Genomic DNA, 21,856 nt, shown 5'->3' on the forward strand with positions numbered 1-21,856 from the left:
AATTATTATTCTTCTGTTAAAGTTTCACCTTCAGCTCCTAAATCCTCACCTTCATTGCCCGCTTCTGGTGATTCTGGAATCGATTGATCTTCCAACACGGTTGCAATTACATCGACTACTTCTACTTCTTCAATTTCAGGCTCTTTGTCGATTTTTGTTACGGATGAAATTTCATCCGACTCATTCTTCAAACGAATCAGTTTAACTCCTTGCGTATTTCTACCCATCACACGTAGTTCTGCAACACTTGTGCGTATCAAAATACCCGCTTTCGTAATGATCATCAAGTCGTTGTTATCATTAACTTCCTTGATCGCTACTAAATTACCTGTCTTTTCCGTGATATTCAATGCTTTAACACCTTTTCCTCCACGATTAGTCAATCGGTAATCCTCAACTTCTGACCGCTTACCAAATCCTTTTTCAGAAACAACTAATAACTGCTGTACTTCAGGATTAGATACGCAAACCATACCAACAACTTTCTCCGTTGCAATATCTTCATCGATCCAAATACCCTTCACACCTGCGGCAGAACGACCCATTGGACGAACACGAGTTTCTTCAAAACGAACAGAACGACCCGTATTCGTTGCAATCACGATTTGATTGTTTCCATTGGTTAAGGCTACATCCAATAAACGATCTCCTTCACGAATCGTAATGGCAATAATTCCATTTTGACGAGGACGAGAATAAGCTTCTAAACTTGTTTTCTTGATGGTTCCATCTTCAGTACACATGACAATGAAGTTATTGTCGATGTAATCTGGATCAGTAATCGATTTCACATTGATGACGGCCCGAATACTATCTCCATTTTCAATATTCATTAAATTTTGAATAGGTCGACCTTTGGAAATTTTCGAACCTTCAGGTACAGCATAAACACGTAACCAGAAACATTTACCTCGTTCGGTAAAGAACAACAGCCAATTGTGCATGGTGGCAGTAAATAAATGCTCCGTATAATCATCGTCTTTCGTGGCCACTGCACGAGAACCGACTCCTCCCCTAGTTTGAGATCGATATTCGGTGATTGGTGTACGCTTAATATAACCTTGAGCTGATACGGTGATCAACATTTCCTCATCCGCAATCATATCTTCAACCGAGAATTCATCGTCTGTCATGTTGATTTGCGTTCTACGCTCATCGCCATAACGAGTTTTCATATCAATCAATTCATCCTTGATAATCTGTAATTGACGTTCTGGTTTAGACAAAATATCTTCTAACTCCTCGATTAACTTCATGATCTCAGCATACTCATTCATGATTTTCTCACGCTCCATACCGGTTAGACGCTGTAAACGCATCTCCAATATAGCTTTCGATTGTAAATCAGATAAGTTAAACTTCGACATCAAGCCTTCTTGAGCCGAGCTTGGATCTTTGGACTCACGGATCAATTTAATCACCGCATCTAAATTATCTAGTGCAATGATGAAACCTTCCAAAATATGCGCTCTCTTACGAGCTTCTCGTAAGTCATATTTAGTACGACGAACAATAATCTCATTTCTATGCTCCACAAAATGATGAATCAAATCTTTCAGATTGAGCATCATGGGGCGACCTTTAACCAAGGCCACGTTGTTTACACTAAAAGAAGATTGTAGCGCTGAATGCTTGTATAAATTATTTAAAACAACATTGGCAACGGCATCGCGCTTTAAGTCAAAAACGATACGCATTCCTTGACGGTCAGACTCATCTCGAATTTCAGAAATCCCATCAATTCGTTTATCATTCACTAAATCAGCACATTGCTTGATCAAAGTTGCCTTGTTGACCATGTAAGGAATCTCAGAAATAATGATCTGCTCCTTTCCTGTTTTCGACGTATCAAAAGTCGCATTTCCACGTACTACGATACGTCCTCGGCCCGTTTCAAAAGCATTCTTAATACCCTGAACACCATAGATGGTACCTCCTGTTGGAAAATCTGGGGCTTTAATGTACTGCATCAATTCCAGGATAGTAATATCACGGTTGTCAATGTACGCCGAAATACCATCTACGACCTCCGACAAATTATGCGGAGCCATGTTGGTAGCCATACCCACCGCGATACCCGAAGTACCGTTCAACAATAAATTAGGAATCTTAGCCGGCAAAACGGTAGGCTCCTCTAATGAATCATCAAAGTTGGGCTGAAAATCAACCGTTTCTTTATTTAAATCCGACAACATTTCGTCGGCAATTCGCTTCAATCTCGCCTCAGTATAACGCATCGCTGCCGGAGAATCTCCATCCACTGATCCAAAGTTACCTTGACCATCTACTAAAGGATAACGCAAAGACCAATCCTGGGCCATACGCACCATGGTATCGTAGACAGAGGAGTCACCATGTGGGTGATACTTACCTAATACCTCCCCGACTATACGAGCTGATTTCTTATATGATTTATTGTAACTAACTCCCAACTCCTCCATTCCAAACAACACCCTCCGGTGAACCGGCTTCAATCCATCTCGAACATCGGGTAATGCACGAGACACAATTACAGACATTGAATAATCAATGTACGCCCCTTTCATTTCATCTTCGATGTTGATAGGGATAATATTTGTAGATACTGACATAAATTATGGTTTGATGCGTTGAACAACCTCAAGGAATCAACACAAAAAATGATTGAATTACAGAGATTTCCAATAGCTACAAATATCATTAATTATGCCAATTTTTCCAAGATAAATCACAATAAATTGTCAATTTTCCCCACATAAAAAAAATGTATTTGGGGCGCATTCGATACCCCCATTTTTACACTATTTCTACGAATAACTAGGTGAATTTTACAGGTATTTTCTTGTCCCAAATTTTTATAAACTACCTCAAAAATTTCCTACCTCATCCCCCTAAAGCCTTGGTAATGAGTCATAAATTTCATTTAATTAACAAGCGATTCCCCCATTCCTAACTTGACCAATCTCTAACCTCCCATTTCCTCCCTCCCATCACAACCCATTGGTATATCGCCTAATCTTTTGTAGCTTTGAAGCTATTTATATTCAATCTAAATAATAATTTTATCTCTTACATGGAAGAAATGAACATTTTGCTTGCTTTGACATTAAAAAAATCCATTTCATTGACCCAATTCTAAATACAAAAACTTGGGCTTTTGATTACCTTTATGCACTGTATATACTTATGAACCTAAGAAAATCATTCTATAACGCCTATTTCCCGTTTTTTGGGTATATATCTTTACTAGTAATTTTAGGTTTCTCCCCTATTGTTACTGCTCAAAAAATCACTCGATATCCTTACATCCAATTAGCACAATCCAATTCCGTATTAATTCGGTACAGAACGGATCAAGCTATCCTTTCTGAAATTAGCTTAAGCACTGATGGGAAAAACTTTAGTCCTAGTATCAAAAGTGCCATTTCTCAAACAGAACATAGTCTTTCCTTAACGGCACTTCAACCAAGTACCAAATACTTTTACCGAGTTCATTTGGGAGAAAAAGAGCTATTAAGTGATTCTACTTATTTTTTTAAAACAGCTCCTAGTATGGGTTCCAAAGAAAAAATCTCCATTTTTTCAGTAGGCGATATGGCTGCAGGCGATACTCAAAAAAAGGTTTATAATGCCTACTTAAACTACCAAAAAAGTAACTACACGAATATTTTCCTCAGCTTAGGAGACAATGTATATTGTGGCGGTAGTGATGCTTGTTGGCAAGATGAATTTTTTAGCCCTTACCATGCTGGTCGATTGTTAAGACAAAGTGCATTATTCCCTTCCACAGGAAATCATGATTACGACAATCAGCCTTTCCCTTACCAACAAGATGAGCCCAAAATGGCTTACTTTCAAAATTTCACCTTACCAAGCAAGGGTGAATTAGGTGGAGTACCCTCCTCTTCCGAAGCCTATTATTCTTACGATTATGGGAATGTACATTTTGTTTGTTTAGATTCTTACGCCTGGGGAAAAGATAATTTTCGGATTTTTGACCAAGTCAACAACATCCAATTAAACTGGTTAAAAGAAGACCTAAAAGCGACCAAACAAGACTGGAAAGTAGTTTATTTCCATTTTCCAGTATATACCAAAGGTACATATGACTCCGATGTCAACGCTGAAATCGTTAAACTTAGAGATTATTTAACCCGTGTATTCGATGAATATGGAGTGGATTTGGTGATGTCTGGTCATAGCCATGTCTATGAAAGATCTAGGCCTTTAAAAGGACAGCATGGCTTGTCTTCTGAATTCTCACCTGATAAAAACTGGCCTTTCAATTCTTCGGGCAGATATGATGGTTCCGATAAATCCTGTGCCTATATCATCAATAACTCCGATCCTAGTAAAAAAGGTACGACCTACGTCGTGAATGGTTGCGGCGGGCAAACAGCCTCCCATCGCTTTGATTGGCCACATCCCGTGATGGAATTCTCTTTAGATAAACGAGGAGGGTCTATGGCTATTGACATTGAGAATAATCGACTAGATGCCAAATTTATTGATGAAGACGGAGCCGTATTAGATCAATTTACCATCTTGAAAGAAGTCAACAAAGTCATCAAGCAAACCATCAATGCTTACGATGCCATTGAACTTAAAGCTTCGTGGCCAGCTCCGGCAAATTCTTATAATTGGTCAACAGGTGACAAATCCCAGAAAATTAACTTAAGACCCTTAAAAACAAGTACTTATACGGTAAGCGACAGTCAAAAATGCCTACTAGACCAGTATGAAATTACCGTAAATCCGCCGCTTGGTACAAGCAAATGGGAAGAATTACTGTATCAACCTTTTGATTCCTTAGAAATATTTGATCTATTAGGTAGAACGTGGAAATCCATTCAAAAAGAAGGGGTGGTTGATCAACAAATTATGAACGGAATCCCTAGTGGACAATATATTTTGGAATACCACTACAAAGGAAAAAGATTTACCCTAAAATTATCCCATTAATTCAATCGGGTTGAGGATTCTCTCACGACCAAATTTGTCTTCAGTACTTCGATTCGAGGGATTGATTCCCCTGTTTTATGTTCAATTTGTGCCAAAAGTAATTCCACGGATATCCGACCTATTTCATCCAATGGCTGAGAGACAGAAGTAATTGTTGGAGAGATAACCTGACAAATCGGTTCATTGTTGAAACTTACCATTTTAACATCCTGAGGAACATTGATTTTCAACTCTTTCAAAGCAGTTAAAACTCCGATAGCTAAGCGATCCGAAACCACTAAAATTCCATCTGGCCGATTGTCACATTGCATGAGCAAATGTGTCTGTGATCTAGCAGTATCCTGGTAATAATCGGAATGTAGAATCAAACTAGGGTCTACTGACAACCCTGCTTCTTCCAAAGCATGTATATAGCCTAATCGACGCTGATTACTTACAGAAACATTCTTGGGTCCCGCTAAAAATGCAATACGCTTGCACCCATTTTCAATCAAATGCTTGACCGCTTCATAGGCAGATTGCTCATTGTCCACCATGACTTTGGAAGCCTCAATATCTTCACAATTTCGATCAAAAAACACTAAAGGGATTCCCCTTCTTTGTAATCGGGTTAAATGTTCAAAATTGCTAGTTTCTCTAGAAAGTGAAATGATGATACCATCCACTTGCCCCCTGGATAAATTTTGAATATTGGTCAATTCTCGTTCGTAGGATTCCTGAGTTTGAGTAATCAGCAAACTGTAACCCGCCTTAATGGCTGCTTCTTCTATATGCTTAATGACGGTAGAAAAGAAATAATACCCTAAATCTGGCACAATCAAACCAAGCGTCTTTGTTTTACTTTTTACTAAACTGGTGGCTAATAAATTAGGCTGATAATCCCATTCTTTGGCCAAATCCAACACGAGTTTTTTAGTATCAGGATGAATATCGGGTAAATCTCGTAAGGCACGAGAAACGGTAGCCACAGAAACATTCAACTGCTTAGCAATATCCTTGATTGTTACTTGATGACGCATTCCGTTTGATGTTTTGTTTCTAATGGTTTTTAACCAAGTTATAATTCAAATGTTTTATTCCAATGAATGCAAGAATTACCCTTACTTTGACCCAAGGGTGGATTTTCTTTTCTTAAGCTCAATTCCAAGGATTTGATGTGTGGCCATCGGTGAAAGATGGAATTTCCCATTTTTTCAACCAATGTTTCCAATAAATCAACTGGCTCTTTCATGATGACTTGGCAAATCTGATAAACCTGTCCATAATCTAAAGTTTGGTTTAAATCATCTTGTATGTCATTGGCTGATTCCAGACTAATCGTCACATCTAACTCATACCAATTACCCAAAATTCTTTCCTCAGGAAAATAACCATGGTAAGCATAAAACCGTAATCCTTGCCAGGCAACTTGGTAAAAATCCATACTAATTTATCTCTCCAATTTTCCCTTGAGGACCAGAAGATTTGGCATAAGCTTCCAACACTTTATTTAAAGTAGGTAAGCTATCATCTGGACTTAATTGAGTGGGGTCTATTCCTTTTTTCTTTGGACTTGTCGGATTTTTGGGGCCTCGGCTATTCACTGGTTTCGCTGCTTGGCTTATTACAGTCGACTTAGGCTTTCTACCTCTTTTAGCAGGTATTTTAGGATCTACGATGGCAGATGGTTTAGACTTTGGTCTACCTACCTTTCCTTTAGGTTTCGCTTTTAAAGTAGTTTTTTTTGCCTTATTTGCCTGTATAGGTACAATTTTCGATTTGGACACCATCGATTTTTTCACCTCAGCATGCGTTTTCTCTTGAGGCTCTTTCGGTTTGGCTAATGTTTCATTGGAAACTGACCAGGTTTTAATTTGCTGTAAAGTCTTTTCTGAAATGCCCATCAACTGTTCGGCAACCTCTTTTTGAGCTTCTTGAAGTCCACGCAAAACACGTTCTTGTTCTTTGATGGTCTGGTTAGATTCTAACCATATCTGTTTGGATTCACCTTCAGCCAGCAATTTAATTTTAGCTGCTTCTTTTTCTGCTTGTTCAATCAATTGACTCGATTGCTTTTGGGCTTTTTGCAAAGCTAATTCTGCATCCTTTTCGGCTTTCATTTTCCAATTCAATTGGGCTTCATCGGCCATTTGAACAGCCTTCAGCATGGATGATTCAGCTTCACGTAAACGATTCAGTTCTTTCTCTAAATCCACAATCTTTGACTCTAATCGTTCTCGAGATTGTTGAATGGACTGATGATACTCCTCGATTCGGAATAAATAATCATTTACCTCAGAAACATCATATCCACGAAAAGATTTAGAAAAAGAGGCCTCGGGTAGTTCGTATATATGTTCCATAATCTGCTAAAATAGAAAAAAAATTAATGAATCTTCCAAACGGAGATATTTTTATCATCGGATGCCGAAACCAACTGATCCTCGAATGGAGTCCAAATTAATTTATTAACCGAATTTTTATGCCCACCATAACGAGCGGCATCAATCACTTTTAATAAGGTCAAATCTCGGGCATCCCAAATCTTAATCGTCTTATCCATGCTGGCACTGGCAAACAAAGGCTGTTGAGGATGAAACGCTACATCATGGATGGCATACATATGAGCAACGACCTCTGATTCAGGCTGAAAATGAGCTGTGATTTTATGTAAATTCCATTTCTTTATCCGGGCATCTTTACCAACCGAAACAAGCACTTGTTCTTCTTCCCAATAGTGTAATCCAAAAACGCTTCCCTCGTGGGCCTTCCAAGCATATTCCAATTCAAATTTTGAGTTAAAAATACGGATATAGCCATCACTATAAGCGGCAGCCACCCTATGTTGAGGCAATAGACGAAGGTTTCGAACACTTTTCTCACTTGCCTTGATATGTTTAATGATCTGCTTAGAATCCGCATCCACAACACTGATCAATCCATCTTGATGTGCAACCCAAACTTGTTCTTGATTAAATAAAATATCAAAAATGGAATTAGTACCCAAACCTATTGAAAAAATGCGTTCCTGGTTAGACACTTGAATCCCATGGATTCCTTCAAAATTTTGCCCAATCCACAAAACACCTTGTTGATCATGCTTCATGGCATACACTGAGCCATTTATTTGTGCAACTACTTTACCCAAATCTGGCTTTTGTAAATTCCATTGAACGACCCATCCATCAGAACCTGCGGAATAAAACTCATGCGCTTGTTCCCCTGATGCTAAAGAATAAATCGGTCCACGATGCCCTGAAAAGGTATCTATCCGTTCAATTTGCATGATGTCTACATTTGAACACAAAAATGGTAATTTTACAAGCAAATACGCTCATCCATGCCTCAAATTTTCCCTATTCATGAATTAAGCTTTCCTGACACTTCATGGATGATTTGGGAAATTGCTGAAAACGAGGCATTTTTTGATCAAATTCCAGATTCTTGGAAAATATCACTTCCTTCCAATCATGCACTTGAGCTCAAAAGATTGGAATCCTTGGCTGCCCGTTTTTGCCTCTGGCAATTAGTGAAAACCCAGATAGGGCATGAACCCGTCTTAGTAAAATCAAGTAATAATCGGCCGTTTTTTCAAGATTCCGACTGGAATTTGAGTATTAGTCACTCCTTTCCTTATGTAGCTGCAGCCATCAGTAAGCAGAAAAACATTGGAATAGACTTAGAAAAAAAAGCTAGAAATATACAGAAAGTTGCCCCTCGATTCCTTTCCTCTTCCGAACTTGAATGGTCCAACATGGACGAAAAGAGACTTTTAGCTGCCTGGACAGTGAAAGAGGCCATTTATAAAGCACAGCAACAAGCTGGACTTGATTTCAGGAATGAAATCAGCTTAGATTGTCAATTTCCCCTGCTAAAAGGTTATGTGCAAATAGGACAAGAATCCATTGATTTTGATCTTTGGCATGAAGAATTTCCTCAATTTTGGATTAGCCTAGCCATTCGACATTAATCCAAAGAATCAATGATTTGACTCAATTCATTTTTATGTTCCTCGTCTCCTGCTTTATCGTAGGCCATGATTAAATTTCTAAGTACGCGACGAATGATTTCAAGATTGGAACAAGGATTATAATAAATTTCATTAGGAGCTAAATTCAACTGAGCCAAATAGTTATCTATATCAACCCGATTGAATATCAAACCTTTATTGAATACATTGATGTAAAACTGAACACCCTTTTGTTTATACGTTAACACGAACAAATTAGGCAAATTCACTCCATACACAGGAAAACCAAGTCGTTGGGCTATCCACATATAAATGACACACAAGCTTATAGGATTACCCTTTTTACTTTCTAGAACAACATTGATGTAGGAATTATTAGCGGCATGAAAGTTTTTGGTATTAGCTCCGAATTTTAATTGATCAAAAATCACCCCATTTAAGACCTTGATTTGATCCATGGGATGTAAATTTTCTCTGATTTGAGGCCAAACTTCATAATATAGTTGGTCTAATTCCGTCTTTAATTGAGAAAAAGAATATTCAGGGAAACGGTAAGTTGCTACAATCCACATCCCTTCCATGAGATCCATTCCACCAGCTTCTTTCCAAATAGCTAAGCGGTTTCGCATGGACTCCAATTGAAAATCATGAATTAAATTCTCAATTTTTTCTTGTAAAAAGGGGTTTAAACTCAATTGTTCCCACTCGGATTCCAATACTGGAATGATGGAAGGCCCTAAGGTTCGAATCTGTTGCTCCACCAATTGTACGACTTCAGAATCACTGTCGTCAAGCAATTGAATCATGGCTTTGATAGCTGGTTCCTTCATAGGGTATTAATTTAAATCAAAAATAAGCACTAAGCATCGAATTACAAACGGATTACATGACAAGCCCTAACAATAATTGTTGAGCTTATATATTTTTTTTCAAGAGAATATAAACCTAAATTTGCTAGCTCATTGAAGCATCAATTCAATATATGAATATTTTAATAACTGGAGGAGCGGGTTTCATAGGCTCTCATACCTATGTCGTCTTAAAAGAAAACGGCTTCACTCCTATAATCGTAGATAACTTTGCCAATTCTACTGCTGAGGTAATTGATCGGCTAAAAACCATCACACAGGATGATGTTATCTGTGTAGAAGGGGATATCAATGATGCTTCGATATATGATCAGCTATTTCAACAATTTTCCATTGATGGGGTCATTCATTTTGCTGCAGCAAAAGCAGTAGGAGAATCGGTGGAGAACCCATTGAAATACTACCGAAATAATGTAGCTGCAACGGTCTTATTATTAGAGAAAATGAATGAATATGGCATCAAAAACCTTGTTTTTTCCTCCTCCTGTACTGTTTATGGTCAACCAGAAAGCTTGCCTGTAACCGAATCTGCTCCTGTTCAACCAGCGGTTTCTCCTTATGGGAATTCCAAACAAATATGTGAGGAAATCATTCGCGATAGTGTTCATGCCCAAAATGCCCATTTAAAAGCTATTTCATTGCGCTATTTTAATCCTATTGGCGCTCATGAAAGTGCGTTAATAGGAGAATTGCCATTGGGACCTCCTGCTAATTTAGTACCTTTTTTAATGCAATCCGTGGCTGGTTTACGTGGCCCCTTGCAAGTATTTGGAGATGATTATCCAACACCTGATGGCACGGCCATTCGCGATTATATCCATGTGTGCGATTTGGCAGAAGCGCATGTTAAAGCATTAACTTATTTACTTGAGCAACCTCAGTCCACTTATTATGATTATTTTAATATTGGAACGGGAACAGGTAGCTCAGTCTTGGATGTCATTCATGCCTTTGAAAAAACAACAGGAAAAAAAGTACCTTACGAAATAAAACCTCGCCGATCTGGTGACATAACAGCCGTTTATGCCGCTACAGATAAGTCCAAAGAGGTCCTACATTGGTCAACAAAAAAAAGTTTAGAAGAAGCCTTAGCAGATTCATGGAGATGGCAAGAAAAGCTTCTTAAATCATAATTGTATGAAAAAAATTGTCATAACCGGTGGTGCCGGATTCATTGGTTCGCATGTGGTACGTTTGTTCGTTCAAAAATACCCTGAATACCAAATTTTTAACCTGGATGCTTTGACCTATGCTGGCAATTTGGCCAACAATGAGGATATCGCTCATTTACCCAATTATCACTTTATTAAAGCAGACATCACCGACGCCGACCATATCGATGCCTTATTTGCTGAACACCAATTTGATGGCGTGTTACATTTGGCAGCCGAGTCTCATGTGGATCGCTCCATTTCTGATCCATTAGCATTTGTTAAAACCAATGTGATAGGAACAGTCAATTTATTACAAGCTGCCAAAAAGAATTGGGCAAATCAAATGGAAGGGAAACGTTTTTACCATATCTCTACAGATGAGGTGTACGGTGAATTACATAATCCAGAGGAATTCTTTTTAGAAACGACTCCATATGATCCTCGTTCTCCTTATTCAGCTTCCAAAGCTTCATCTGACCACTTTGTTAGGGCTTTTCATGAGACTTATGGCTTGCCTACAGTCATCACCAATTGCTCCAATAACTATGGCCCGAATCATTTTCCAGAGAAACTAATCCCTTTGATGATTCATAATATCCTCAATAACAAACCTTTACCAGTCTACGGGAAAGGCGAAAATGTGAGAGATTGGCTCTATGTGGTGGATCATGCACGGGCGATTGACACCGTTTTCCACCAAGGAAAAATTGGAGATACCTATAACATTGGTGGTTTCAATGAATGGAAAAACATCGATTTAGTCCATTTATTATGCGAAATTATGGACCAAAAATTAGGTCGTGCAGAGGGCACTTCCAAACAATTAATTACCTATGTGACAGACCGTGCTGGCCATGATTTACGTTATGCCATCGATGCCCATAAAATCATGAACGAGTTAGGTTGGGAGCCTTCTTTACAATTTGCAGAGGGTTTAGAAAAAACAGTAGATTGGTATCTAAACAATGAGAAATGGCTGAAAGATGTAACTTCAGGCGCCTACCAACAGTATTATCAAAACATGTATCAAGGAAGATAAAATGAAAGGAATTATTCTAGCAGGCGGTTCAGGTACGCGTCTACATCCATTGACTTTGGCAGTAAGTAAGCAATTAATGCCTGTTTACGACAAACCCATGATTTATTATCCCTTATCCATTTTGATGTTATCTGGGATTCGTGAAATTTTGATTATCTCAACGCCTCATGATTTACCCCACTTTGAGAAATTATTGGGAGATGGTTCACAAATCGGATGTCATTTTGAATATGCGGTACAACCAGAACCGAATGGTTTGGCACAAGCCTTTGTCATAGGAGAAAAATTCATCGGAAAAGAAAAGGTGGCCTTGGTATTAGGCGATAATATCTTTTATGGTTCTGGATTAAGTAAATTGTTACAGGCCAACAATGACCCGGATGGCGGAGTCGTATATGCTTATTCTGTGAATGATCCTGAGCGTTATGGTGTGGTTGAATTTGATGCGGATAACAACGTTTTATCAATCGAAGAAAAACCCAATCAGCCCAAATCAAATTACGCGGTTCCAGGCTTATATTTCTATGACAATGAAGTAGTGGAAATTGCCAAAAACATTGCTCCTTCTCCCCGTGGTGAATATGAAATCACGGATGTGAATAAAGAATATTTAAAACGTGGAAAGCTAAAAGTAGGTATTTTAAACCGTGGAACGGCTTGGCTAGATACAGGTACATTTGCTTCTTTAATGCAAGCTGGTCAGTTTGTTCAAGTCATTGAAGAAAGACAAGGAATGAAAATTGGTTGTATTGAAGAAGTAGCCTACCGGATGGGATACATTGATGCTAAACAATTAGAAGCTATTGCCAAACCATTGGTAAAAAGTGGATATGGTCAGTATTTATTAAATCTACTCCGTTAAGAAACGATTATTCCTGCGAATAAAGCGATGACAAATAAGGCGATTGGAGGGAGTTTAGTCATTTGAGCTACCAAAAATGTCACAATCACAATGCCAAATCCAATGAAATTCGCTTGTAAAATCATGGGATGAATGAAGGTATAAACCGCCACGATGGTTAGTCCAACCGAAACTGATTGGATTCCGGGCAATGATGCCCTGATAAAGCGATATTGCTTTAATTGCCCCCAAATTCGGTAAACGAAGAAGATAAGAAAGGTACCAGGCAGAAAAATACCTAATGCCCCGATGACACTTCCAGCCAGTGCCCCCAACATCCCATAATCTTTCATTAGCAATACTCCAAGATAGGAAGTAAGTGCAAAAACTGGCCCAGGTAAAGTCTGCGATAAGGTCATACCCGTTAGGAAATCATCTTCACGAATGAGGTGTTTGAATTCTACAAATTCCGTAAATAATACAGGCACTAAAACTTGTCCTCCGCCAAAAACCAAACTTCCGTTGCGGTAAAAATTCTCAAAAATACGGATGGGATAATAATCAGTAAAATGTCCTAAAACAGCTAAAAAGACAGCAAATCCCCAGAATAAATGAAAATTTGCCCATGGAATAATCATTTTATGCTTATTCTGGCTAGGGAAGTCTTTAAAATTCAAAGATGAAATCAAACCTCCTAACAACAATAAAACAGGAAAGATAAAAGGATTTTGAATGTACAAACCAACGGCTACGGTTGACAAAAATATCAAGATGTAGGTGGGAGATCGAAGGAACTTTTTGGCCATTATCCATCCAGCTTGAAGTATCAATCCAATACCGACGGGGGTTACAAACTGAATGATATCCCTATTTCTTAAATAGGTCATCCCAAAAGCAGCTAAAGTCATAACAAACACAGCAGGACTAATCCAGGCAATTAAAGTCACATAGGCTAAATTAGCTCCACCTCGTTTATAGCCTATGGCAGTAATCATTTGAGTCGATGTCGGACCAGGTAAAAAAGAACAAAGAGCTTGAATTTCAAATAACTCATCTTCCGTCAAATAGCCCTTTTCCTTCACTAATTTTTTAAGGAAAAGGGCTATATGCACTTGTACACCACCAAATGAAGTCATAGCCAATACTAACACATCCCATAAAAACTCGACATGTTTGGGCTTTCTCCACATGGGCTTATTTTTTCAAACCTAATTCAATTAAGCGCTCTGTTAAAAACTCTCCAGCACTCATATCAGTATATATTTTTGGATTATCTGTGGATACACAGGATTCCAAACAAGTTAAATCCATCTCCGATCTAGGATGCATAAAGAAAGGAATGGAATAACGAGATGTTCCCATTTTCTCTCGTGGAGGATTCACCACACGGTGAATGGTTGATTTTAAGTGGTGATTAGTCAAACGATCGAGCATATCCCCCACATTCACCACCACTTGATCAGGTAAAGCCGTAATTGGAATCCATTTACCATCCATACGAAGTACTTCTAAACCCTCAGCAGAAGCTCCCATCAGTAAGGTAATCAAATTGATATCACCATGTGCAGCTGCACGAACAGCCCCAACTGGCAGCGTATCAGGATTAGGAATAGGGAAATAGTGGATGGCGCGCAAAATGGAATTACCATTTTTCACTTTATCTTCAAAATAATCCTCTGGTAATTCCAAATATAAAGCTATGGCCCTTAAAAGCATTTTACCTGCATTTTCTAGGGTTTGATAAGCCCCAACGGTATATGCTTCAAAATCCGGGTATTCTTTGGGGAAAACATTTTCTGGATATTCACTCCAAACAGAATCTCCATCCTCTTGATGCTTTTGACCTACATGGTAAAACTCCTTTAAATCAGGAACTTTAAAGCCTTTGGCGGTCTCCTTCCCTTTTCCTACATATCCTCGCTGACCAGCGATACCCGGTATTTCATAAGCTTGCTTCAAGGAATCCGGTGATTGGAAAAATTGCTCCACTTCTTGATACAATTTTTTTGTGAAATCATCCGACAAACCATGACCTTTTACGGCCACAAAGCCAATGGTATTAAAGGCATTACCTAAATCCTGAACAAATTGCGCCTTTCTAACAGGATCGCCCGAATTAAATTCATTCAAATCTAAAGAAGGTATTTCTTCCAACAACATAGTTTATTTTTTTATGGATGAAAATTGTTGAGATACAAAATCCCAATTGACTACATTCCAAAAAGCATTGATGTAATCTGCTCTTTTATTTTGGTATTTCAAATAATAGGCATGTTCCCAAACATCCAAAGCTAAAATAGGTGTTCCTTTTACTTCTGCAACATCCATTAAAGGATTATCTTGATTGGGAGTTGAACTTATCGCTAATTTCCCCTCTTTCCAGATTAACCAAGCCCAACCTGAACCAAAACGACCAGTGGCCGCCTTCGCAAATTCTGCTTTTAATGCATCTAAACCTCCCAAATCCTTTTGAATTTGAGCCAACAAATCAGCACTTGGTTTGGATCCTGTAGCTGGACCAATCAATTTCCAAAAAAAGCTATGGTTCCAGTGACCTCCACCATTATTACGAACAGCCGTAGGCAATTGACTCATCTGCCCCATCATGACCTCCAGTGATAAAGTAGCTGCGGCTGTACCCATAACTGCTTTATTTAAATTATCCACATAGGCCTTATGATGGCGATCATGGTGAATTTCCATCGTCAATTTGTCGATATGTGGCTCTAATGCATCAAATGAATAGGCCAAGGCTGGCAAAGTAAATGGAGCAGTCTCTAGGCCATTTTGTGCCTTAGATACCAAGGAAGGTAATACCATGCTCGCGCCCAAAAGCCCAAACGTTTTCTGTAAAAAATGTGATCTTTTCATGAATGTGGATAAAAGATTATTCATAGACTACTCGGCCGACAATACTTCGTCCAAGGGTAATTTCATCGGTATATTCCAAATCACCACCAATGGGTATACCGCGAGCGATGGTGGAAATTTTAATCGGGAATTCTTTTAATTTTTTGGTTAAATAAAAGGCGGTAGTGTCTCCTTCCATCGTTGGACTGAGTCCTAAAATCACTTCCGTCACTTTACCCGCACTTACTCGTTGAATAAGGGAATCAATTTGTAAATCACTTGGAGAAATACCAGCTAATGGGGATATGATTCCACCTAATACATGATATAAACCTATAAACTGCCCTGTATTTTCGATGGCTAATACATCGCGCATATCTTCTACCACACAAATCAGACTTTCATCTCGCTTGTGACTATGGCAAATTCCACATAAACCACCGTCAGAAATCATGTGACATTGAGGACAAAATTGGGTTTCCGTTCGCAATTGAACTAAAGCATGCGCTAATTGTAAAGATTGAGATTCTGGCCTCTTCAATAAATGAAGCGCTAAGCGCAAAGCTGACTTTTTCCCGATACCTGGCAACTTCGATATTTCTTCTACAGCCTGTTCAATAATCCGAGAAGGGTAATTATTCATGGCCATACGCTATTGATAAGACTCTATTTCGGCAGAAATGCCCCGACGACAAATTTCATTTCGCATACTTACCAATTCATCAAAATCTCCTGATTTAACGCCGCATCTACCTCTAAAATGTATTTGAAGTGTACATTGCTCCGCTTGTTCTGGACTATGTTCACATACTTCCATCAAGGTGATCATGACATAATCAAAGGAATTAACCTCATCATTATATAAGACTAACTGATGGGAAGCCACGACTTCTTCATCAAAGGCCACCTCGACATCTTCTTGATGCTTTTCTTGGTTTTGAAAAGAAATACGAAAACGAGAAATGTTATCTTCCGAGAATTCCATATTTTTGATATGATTTATAAAAACGACCTCTTCACAAATTTAAAAAAAATCCTTTGAAACACCTATGTCTGTAACTTTAGCCGGAGGAATTCTTGCCATCTATTTTGGCCTACTATTAATCATATCCTACTTTACCTCCAAAGGTGCTGATACGCATGCATTCTTTACGGCCAACAGGCAATCTCCTTGGTGGTTAGTGGCCTTCGGAATGATTGGCACTTCTATATCAGGATTAACGTTTATTTCGGTCCCTGGAGCTGTTGGCAAAACATCCTTTACCTATTATCAATTAATTTTAGGGCATTCATTGGGTTATTTAACCATAGCCCTCGTTTTAATGCCCCTATACTATCGATTAAATCTTATTTCCATTTATGGATATTTAGAAGGTCGATTCGGTTTTTGGTCCTACAAAACAGGTTCAGCCTTTTTCTTATTATCCCGAACCATCGGCTCTGCAGCACGTTTATATTTAGCTGTTAATGTCTTACAAATTGCCATATTCGCTCCCATTGGTGTTCCTTTTGGATTAACTGTATTCATTTCCATCTTACTGATTTGGTTATACACGCACCGTGGAGGCGTAAAAACAATCATCTGGACTGATACTTTACAAACCTTATTCTTACTGATTGCCCTGTTTATTACCATCTTTTTGGTAGGTCAACAAATGAACATGGGATTCATGGATATGGTTCATACCATTTCAGATAGTAAGTATTCCCACATGTTTGAATGGGACTGGAAAAACACCCATTTCTTTGGAAAAGACTTCCTAGCTGGGGTTTTTATTGCCATCGTGATGACGGGTCTTGACCAAGATTTGATGCAAAAAAACCTGACTTGTAAATCCATTGGTGAGGCGCAGAAAAACATGTTTTGGTTTTATTGGGTGCTTTTATTAATCAATATCCTATTTCTGTCTTTAGGAGCATTATTATATATTTACGCACAGAGCAAAAACATCGCTATTCCCGCTCAAACCGACAATCTTTATCCTATGTTGGCTTTAAACGGGCACTTTGGCACCTTAGCGGCTGTTACCTTTTTACTCGGTATTATTGCTGCTTCCTATGCCAGCTCTGATTCTGCTTTGACGGCATTAACTACCTCTTTTTGCATAGATTTCTTACGTATTGAGAAATTTCAAGAGCAAAAAAGACATAAAATCAAGCATTATGTTCACCTGGGTTTTTCAGCCTTGTTCTTTGTGGTGATCGGTTTATTTCACTTGTTTAATAATCAAGAACTAATTTCTGCTGTATTTAACCTGGCAGGCTATACCTATGGACCACTATTAGGTCTATTCTCTTTTGGATTATTTACCAAAACACAGGTGAAAGACAAATGGGTACCTATCATTTGTGTAGCTTCTCCCATCATTACATTCTTGCTAGAATGGCAATCACAAGCGCTCTTTGGAGGTTTTGGCTTTGCCAAATTGATCCTCAACGGTGCTATTTGTTTTGCACTACTTTGGGCTATTCGCGTTAAAAAATAAAGTGCATAAAAAAGGCGACCTAGGGTCGCCTTTTCATTAGAACGGGGAATAATGATTACTCTTGAATAAACTCGCCGCTAGCGCGTAATTCAATATCTTCTCCTACCATAGCTGCTGGCATTGTTCCAACACCCCAAGCAGTACGATTGATTGCTCCAGATGCTTTAAAACCAGCTACCTTTTTACCTTGACGGTTTGTAGTAGTTCCGTTTAACACTAAATCCAAAGTAACAGGTTTAGTTACTCCGTGCATCGTTAAATCTCCAGCTAATTTATATTTACGATCAGCTACTTTACTGATTGACTTGCTTGCGAAAGTCAAAGTTGGGAATTTAGCTGCATCGAAGAAATCAGGACTTTTTAAGTGTGTATCACGACGCTCATTATCTGTAAAAACAGTATTTACATCGGCAACGATATTGAATTTTGCATCCGTAAAATCATCTTTAGCTGAAATCATAGTCGCTTCCGTAATTTTAAATGCTCCTTCAACATCTGAAATCGATAAGTGAACCACGCTAAATCCTACCTTTGAGTGAGATTTATCAACATTCCATTTCTGAGCTTGTGCGGATAATCCACATGACAATAAAGCAATAGCAAAAAGTATTTTTTTCATAATAATTATTTTTTATTGGGTTAATTATAGAATTCGAAACTACCATTAAATAACACAAAAGCAATTAACAAATCAAAAAATCGTCGGGGATATGGAAAAATTTGCGACAAAAATCCAAAATCCTGCGAAAAAGTCTACTTGTCTCCTAGGCTTTTATAATGCTCTTTGCGCATTTGCTCGACATTATCCATCTCGACCCTTTTCTTAATTTTCTTCCAATCAATGGTCTTATTGTATTTTTTCATCGTTACTTCTGGCTCAAAAATACGTCGGTCAGGAAAAACAAAATCCACAGGACCAAAGTCGGGCTTATCTGTAAAGAAATCATCTAGCAACGTAGCTGTTTGATCATAATGATTCACGCTAGGTACTCCAAAATTGGTATAGATCAAACGCAATAAGGACCCAAAATTGGCATGTTTGTGAGATACATAATTACGCTTCACATAAGGTCCAGCCATCATTAAGACACTTCGGTGGGCATCTACGTGGTCTACTCCTCCTTGTGGGTCATCTTCTGTAACGATGACCAACATATTTTTCCAATAAGGCGTAGTAGATAAAAAGTTAATCATTCTGGCTAATGCCAAATCATTATCTGCCATAAAAGAATGATTGCTCACATATCCATCTTCAGGTCTAGGATCTGAACCATGGTCATTAGGTAACTGAATAGTCACTACCGAAGGCATTTTTTTCTTGCCTGTTAACCACATCTTCGTAAATTCTGATTCAAATTGCTCCGCACGGAACATGTCTGGAATATCCATATTGAAACCCGCATAATTGTGGCTTGTATTCTTCCACAAGGCTTTTTGCATGGGAACCATGACCACATGACCCGCTCCTGTCAAGGTATCAAACCATTCTTCTCGCGTATGAGCCGTTTCATTCGCTTCTCCAAAATTGTAAAAAGAAATATTCTTGCGCTCCAGAGCTTCCCACAGTCCACCTACTTCCGCATAATCTTCCGGATCAATACTTCCTGTGGTACCAGGATGTCTTCTACCCGGTGCTTTGGAGAATATTTTAGCTGATTTACTAACACTAGAATTCGCTTCGACCCATTCATTCGGTATTACTCCCACCATCCAATGATGTCCATGGATGGATGCATCACTGTCACAATAAAAATTATCACTCATGGCAAATCGCTTGGCTAAGAGTGAATGATTGGGCATCACATTGACGTTATGGAAAGTCGTTTTTAAGGAATCCGGCAAAACTACGGTTTGATTTAGACCATAACGAGCGATGGTAGAATCGCCATTGGCTCCTTTAAATTGACCAAAAATCTCATCATAGGTACGGTTTTCCTTGGTGATGTAAACGATGTGCTTAATAGGAGATTGAGCCTGTTTGTTTTTATCTAATGAAAGGATTTTGTTTCCTCTTCCCTTGGCTGAAAATTCTTGGTACGTATTATTCTTTACTTCTTGCGTATAAGCAGCTAATTGTGCCTCATTCGGCATATCAATCGTTTGGAATGTACCCAATTGAATATCCCCTACATAGGAACCTTGTTCCGGTGCCTTGAAATCTTTTCCTCCATTGGGTCCAGCTCCAAAACCACGACAAGTCGTAACATAGAGCGTTTTCTCATCAGCAGATAGTCGAACGCGAGTAGGCCCCCAACCCGTTGGAATAAAACCTTTGGTTTTTTGACTTGGAACATCAATAATAGCAATAGCATTTAAGCCTAATAGGGTTACATATAAGGTTTTTTCATCTTTACTAATACATAAACCAAAAGGTAAATAACCTCTGCGTTTATCTAAAACTGGGTTTAATTTGATCGGAATATGCGATTTAATTTGTTTGGTGGCATAGTCCAACACCGCAATATTATCATTGGTGGCATTACTCACATAAGCAAATTTAGAACTGACAGCCAAGGAATTGGGGCTAGATCCACCTACTACTTCCATCTCTTCTACCATTTCACCTAATTGGAAGCCTGGTTTGTATTTTTTGGTAATTTGATTATTCGACAAATTAATTTGAAAAATACTCATCGCCTCATCCGAACGAGGATCGCCTACCCCTGGAATCTTTTTTCCCATGATTTCAGTGCCTTCACGGGATTCTTTGGTGTCGTTGGCATAGGGATGCCAAGGGATATGTTGCTTCTGTAAATTGGCCAGGTTGGTTCCTTCCACCAAGGGATATGAATACATCCCCACATTGGCGACAAAAGCATTTTGGTGGTCAGGACTTAAAGATATACCAAAAGGTTGACGTCCAGTAGGCACCACAGCCACGATTTCTCCACTATCGGCCTTCATCCGTACCATCCTAAAATTAGCGCGGTCTAAGACCAATAATTCGTTTAGTTCAGGCAATAAAACCAAATCAGAAGTAAAGCTATCGTCAAAATCATAGCCTTTGAAAGTTCCGTTTAAGCTAAAAGTCTTTAGGATTTTACCTGTCGATAATTCTACGACCAATACATTCCCAGAATCTCCCCCACTGAGGTAAATCCATTCACTATTGGGCGAAAAGACAATACCTAAATAGGTACTTTTCCCATAAGGAGAAAGTTTGGAAGGAGTTCCATAAGGCGGAAAGCGTTTCGAGACCTGTTTTTCTAAATCAATGCGTGTGAAAGCACCATTATGCAGCGTAACGGCCCATTTCCCGTCTGGACTAACCGCCATACCAAAAGGATCGCTATTGATACGGAGCGTTTTACCAGCCGGTTTCACCAATCGACCAGAAGGCAAAACAGAATAGCCATTGACGTCAATTTTGGCTGGCAAATCTCGCCCTGGAACTTCTAAAATTGTTTGTGCACTAACTTGAAATACACAAAATGAGAGGAAAATAGATTTTAATATAGTGTTCATAGGTTTAAATAATTTAACGAAGGTAAAACTCTTCTACCTAAGCTTAAACAATTATGTATTAAAATTTTGTGAAATTGAATTGAAAGAGCCTAGGCTAAAAATTAGAGTTGGCTTCGAGGGCCTCTGACAAATGCTGCTGTTCGATTTCTATGATTAAAACAAGTAGTTATCTATAAAAATATTAATATTTTTATTTTAGGGACTATCTCTGAATTGTATTTAGACCTTTGTAATGAATGAATCTTTAAAAGGTTTTCCTACT

19 protein-coding genes are annotated in these 21,856 nt (G+C 38.6%); 6 read left to right on the plus strand and 13 right to left on the minus strand.

The window, feature by feature from the left end; genetic code table 11:
• Window positions 1–5 precede the first annotated feature (5 nt).
• A complete protein-coding gene (gene gyrA, locus U0R11_RS06005; RefSeq protein ID WP_406750543.1) occupies window positions 6–2,591 on the minus strand; it encodes a DNA gyrase subunit A in 2,586 nt (861 codons plus the stop codon).
• Window positions 2,592–3,165: 574 nt separating this feature from the next.
• On the opposite strand from gyrA, the gene U0R11_RS06010 reads away from it, so the two are divergent.
• Complete coding sequence (locus tag U0R11_RS06010; RefSeq protein ID WP_406750544.1) at window positions 3,166–4,941, plus strand: metallophosphoesterase; 1,776 nt, start codon at window positions 3,166–3,168, stop codon at window positions 4,939–4,941.
• On the opposite strand, the gene U0R11_RS06015 is transcribed toward U0R11_RS06010, so the two are convergent.
• Genes U0R11_RS06015 through U0R11_RS06030 form a run of 4 tightly spaced genes read right to left on the minus strand, consistent with a single transcriptional unit; the run spans window position 4,938 to window position 8,206 of the window.
• Window positions 4,938–5,960: a LacI family DNA-binding transcriptional regulator gene (locus U0R11_RS06015; RefSeq protein WP_406750546.1), complete on the minus strand. Its 1,023-nt coding sequence runs from the start codon at window positions 5,958–5,960 to the stop codon at window positions 4,938–4,940. The genes U0R11_RS06010 and U0R11_RS06015 overlap by 4 nt on opposite strands.
• Before the next feature lie 38 nt (window positions 5,961–5,998).
• Window positions 5,999–6,364, minus strand: coding sequence for a dihydroneopterin aldolase (gene folB / locus U0R11_RS06020; protein WP_406750547.1), 366 nt, complete (start codon window positions 6,362–6,364; stop codon window positions 5,999–6,001).
• Between the two features lies 1 nt (window position 6,365).
• Window positions 6,366–7,283, minus strand: coding sequence for a DivIVA domain-containing protein (locus U0R11_RS06025; RefSeq protein ID WP_406750549.1), 918 nt, complete (start codon window positions 7,281–7,283; stop codon window positions 6,366–6,368).
• Window positions 7,284–7,306: 23 nt separating this feature from the next.
• Window positions 7,307–8,206, minus strand: a complete 900-nt coding sequence (locus tag U0R11_RS06030) for a WD40 repeat domain-containing protein (RefSeq protein WP_406750551.1) — start codon at window positions 8,204–8,206, stop codon at window positions 7,307–7,309.
• Window positions 8,207–8,260: 54 nt separating this feature from the next.
• Between U0R11_RS06030 and U0R11_RS06035 the strand changes: the two genes are divergently transcribed.
• Entirely contained in the window at window positions 8,261–8,890 is a 630-nt protein-coding gene (locus U0R11_RS06035; protein WP_406750553.1) for a 4'-phosphopantetheinyl transferase family protein, read from the plus strand.
• On the opposite strand, the gene U0R11_RS06040 is transcribed toward U0R11_RS06035, so the two are convergent.
• Entirely contained in the window at window positions 8,887–9,720 is an 834-nt protein-coding gene (locus tag U0R11_RS06040) for a transglutaminase-like domain-containing protein (protein WP_406750555.1), read from the minus strand. The two genes, U0R11_RS06035 and U0R11_RS06040, sit on opposite strands and share 4 nt — an antisense overlap.
• Before the next feature lie 152 nt (window positions 9,721–9,872).
• Between U0R11_RS06040 and galE the strand changes: the two genes are divergently transcribed.
• Genes galE through rfbA form a run of 3 tightly spaced genes read left to right on the plus strand, consistent with a single transcriptional unit; the run spans window position 9,873 to window position 12,814 of the window.
• Window positions 9,873–10,892 carry a UDP-glucose 4-epimerase GalE gene (galE, locus tag U0R11_RS06045; RefSeq protein ID WP_406750556.1) on the plus strand — a complete coding sequence of 340 codons (1,020 nt, stop codon included), beginning with the start codon at window positions 9,873–9,875 and terminating at the stop codon, window positions 10,890–10,892.
• Between the two features lie 4 nt (window positions 10,893–10,896).
• Window positions 10,897–11,952 (plus strand): dTDP-glucose 4,6-dehydratase, encoded by a 1,056-nt coding sequence (rfbB, locus tag U0R11_RS06050; RefSeq protein WP_406750558.1) that lies wholly within the window; start codon window positions 10,897–10,899, stop codon window positions 11,950–11,952.
• A gap of 1 nt (window position 11,953) precedes the next feature.
• A complete protein-coding gene (gene rfbA / locus U0R11_RS06055) occupies window positions 11,954–12,814 on the plus strand; it encodes a glucose-1-phosphate thymidylyltransferase RfbA (protein ID WP_406750560.1) in 861 nt (286 codons plus the stop codon).
• Here the strand turns inward: rfbA and U0R11_RS06060 are convergent.
• Genes U0R11_RS06060 through U0R11_RS06080 form a run of 5 tightly spaced genes read right to left on the minus strand, consistent with a single transcriptional unit; the run spans window position 12,811 to window position 16,628 of the window.
• Complete coding sequence (locus U0R11_RS06060) at window positions 12,811–13,983, minus strand: chromate transporter (protein ID WP_406750562.1); 1,173 nt, start codon at window positions 13,981–13,983, stop codon at window positions 12,811–12,813. The genes rfbA and U0R11_RS06060 overlap by 4 nt on opposite strands.
• A 4-nt stretch (window positions 13,984–13,987) precedes the next feature.
• On the minus strand, window positions 13,988–14,953 hold the full coding sequence (locus tag U0R11_RS06065; RefSeq protein WP_406750563.1) for an isopenicillin N synthase family dioxygenase: 966 nt from the start codon (window positions 14,951–14,953) through the stop codon (window positions 13,988–13,990).
• Between the two features lie 3 nt (window positions 14,954–14,956).
• Window positions 14,957–15,664, minus strand: coding sequence for a superoxide dismutase (locus tag U0R11_RS06070; RefSeq protein ID WP_406750565.1), 708 nt, complete (start codon window positions 15,662–15,664; stop codon window positions 14,957–14,959).
• Between the two features lie 16 nt (window positions 15,665–15,680).
• Window positions 15,681–16,286, minus strand: coding sequence for a recombination mediator RecR (gene recR / locus U0R11_RS06075; RefSeq protein ID WP_406750567.1), 606 nt, complete (start codon window positions 16,284–16,286; stop codon window positions 15,681–15,683).
• Window positions 16,287–16,295: 9 nt separating this feature from the next.
• On the minus strand, window positions 16,296–16,628 hold the full coding sequence (locus U0R11_RS06080) for an ATP-dependent Clp protease adaptor ClpS (protein ID WP_406750569.1): 333 nt from the start codon (window positions 16,626–16,628) through the stop codon (window positions 16,296–16,298).
• Window positions 16,629–16,692: 64 nt separating this feature from the next.
• Between U0R11_RS06080 and U0R11_RS06085 the strand changes: the two genes are divergently transcribed.
• Entirely contained in the window at window positions 16,693–18,129 is a 1,437-nt protein-coding gene (locus tag U0R11_RS06085; protein WP_406750570.1) for a sodium:solute symporter, read from the plus strand.
• Window positions 18,130–18,184: 55 nt separating this feature from the next.
• Here the strand turns inward: U0R11_RS06085 and U0R11_RS06090 are convergent, their stop codons facing one another.
• Both U0R11_RS06090 and U0R11_RS06095 read right to left on the minus strand, forming a co-directional pair.
• Window positions 18,185–18,748: a YceI family protein gene (locus U0R11_RS06090; protein WP_166375520.1), complete on the minus strand. Its 564-nt coding sequence runs from the start codon at window positions 18,746–18,748 to the stop codon at window positions 18,185–18,187.
• A gap of 134 nt (window positions 18,749–18,882) precedes the next feature.
• A complete protein-coding gene (locus U0R11_RS06095) occupies window positions 18,883–21,594 on the minus strand; it encodes a bifunctional YncE family protein/alkaline phosphatase family protein (protein ID WP_406750572.1) in 2,712 nt (903 codons plus the stop codon).
• Between the last annotated feature and the right edge of the window lie 262 nt (window positions 21,595–21,856).

The sequence above is a fragment of the Aquirufa salirivi genome (assembly GCF_045310485.1).
Classification (GTDB): Bacteria; Bacteroidota; Bacteroidia; order Cytophagales; family Spirosomataceae; genus Aquirufa; species Aquirufa salirivi.

Coding starts and splice junctions, on each gene's coding strand:
- gyrA (WP_406750543.1), bottom strand. CDS start 2,591: ATGTCAGTATCTACAAATATTATCCCTATCAACATCGAAGATGAAATG.
- U0R11_RS06010 (WP_406750544.1), top strand. CDS start 3,166: ATGAACCTAAGAAAATCATTCTATAACGCCTATTTCCCGTTTTTTGGG.
- U0R11_RS06015 (WP_406750546.1), bottom strand. CDS start 5,960: ATGCGTCATCAAGTAACAATCAAGGATATTGCTAAGCAGTTGAATGTT.
- folB (WP_406750547.1), bottom strand. CDS start 6,364: ATGGATTTTTACCAAGTTGCCTGGCAAGGATTACGGTTTTATGCTTAC.
- U0R11_RS06025 (WP_406750549.1), bottom strand. CDS start 7,283: ATGGAACATATATACGAACTACCCGAGGCCTCTTTTTCTAAATCTTTT.
- U0R11_RS06030 (WP_406750551.1), bottom strand. CDS start 8,206: ATGCAAATTGAACGGATAGATACCTTTTCAGGGCATCGTGGACCGATT.
- U0R11_RS06035 (WP_406750553.1), top strand. CDS start 8,261: ATGCCTCAAATTTTCCCTATTCATGAATTAAGCTTTCCTGACACTTCA.
- U0R11_RS06040 (WP_406750555.1), bottom strand. CDS start 9,720: ATGAAGGAACCAGCTATCAAAGCCATGATTCAATTGCTTGACGACAGT.
- galE (WP_406750556.1), top strand. CDS start 9,873: ATGAATATTTTAATAACTGGAGGAGCGGGTTTCATAGGCTCTCATACC.
- rfbB (WP_406750558.1), top strand. CDS start 10,897: ATGAAAAAAATTGTCATAACCGGTGGTGCCGGATTCATTGGTTCGCAT.
- rfbA (WP_406750560.1), top strand. CDS start 11,954: ATGAAAGGAATTATTCTAGCAGGCGGTTCAGGTACGCGTCTACATCCA.
- U0R11_RS06060 (WP_406750562.1), bottom strand. CDS start 13,983: ATGTGGAGAAAGCCCAAACATGTCGAGTTTTTATGGGATGTGTTAGTA.
- U0R11_RS06065 (WP_406750563.1), bottom strand. CDS start 14,953: ATGTTGTTGGAAGAAATACCTTCTTTAGATTTGAATGAATTTAATTCG.
- U0R11_RS06070 (WP_406750565.1), bottom strand. CDS start 15,664: ATGAAAAGATCACATTTTTTACAGAAAACGTTTGGGCTTTTGGGCGCG.
- recR (WP_406750567.1), bottom strand. CDS start 16,286: ATGAATAATTACCCTTCTCGGATTATTGAACAGGCTGTAGAAGAAATA.
- U0R11_RS06080 (WP_406750569.1), bottom strand. CDS start 16,628: ATGGAATTCTCGGAAGATAACATTTCTCGTTTTCGTATTTCTTTTCAA.
- U0R11_RS06085 (WP_406750570.1), top strand. CDS start 16,693: ATGTCTGTAACTTTAGCCGGAGGAATTCTTGCCATCTATTTTGGCCTA.
- U0R11_RS06090 (WP_166375520.1), bottom strand. CDS start 18,748: ATGAAAAAAATACTTTTTGCTATTGCTTTATTGTCATGTGGATTATCC.
- U0R11_RS06095 (WP_406750572.1), bottom strand. CDS start 21,594: ATGAACACTATATTAAAATCTATTTTCCTCTCATTTTGTGTATTTCAA.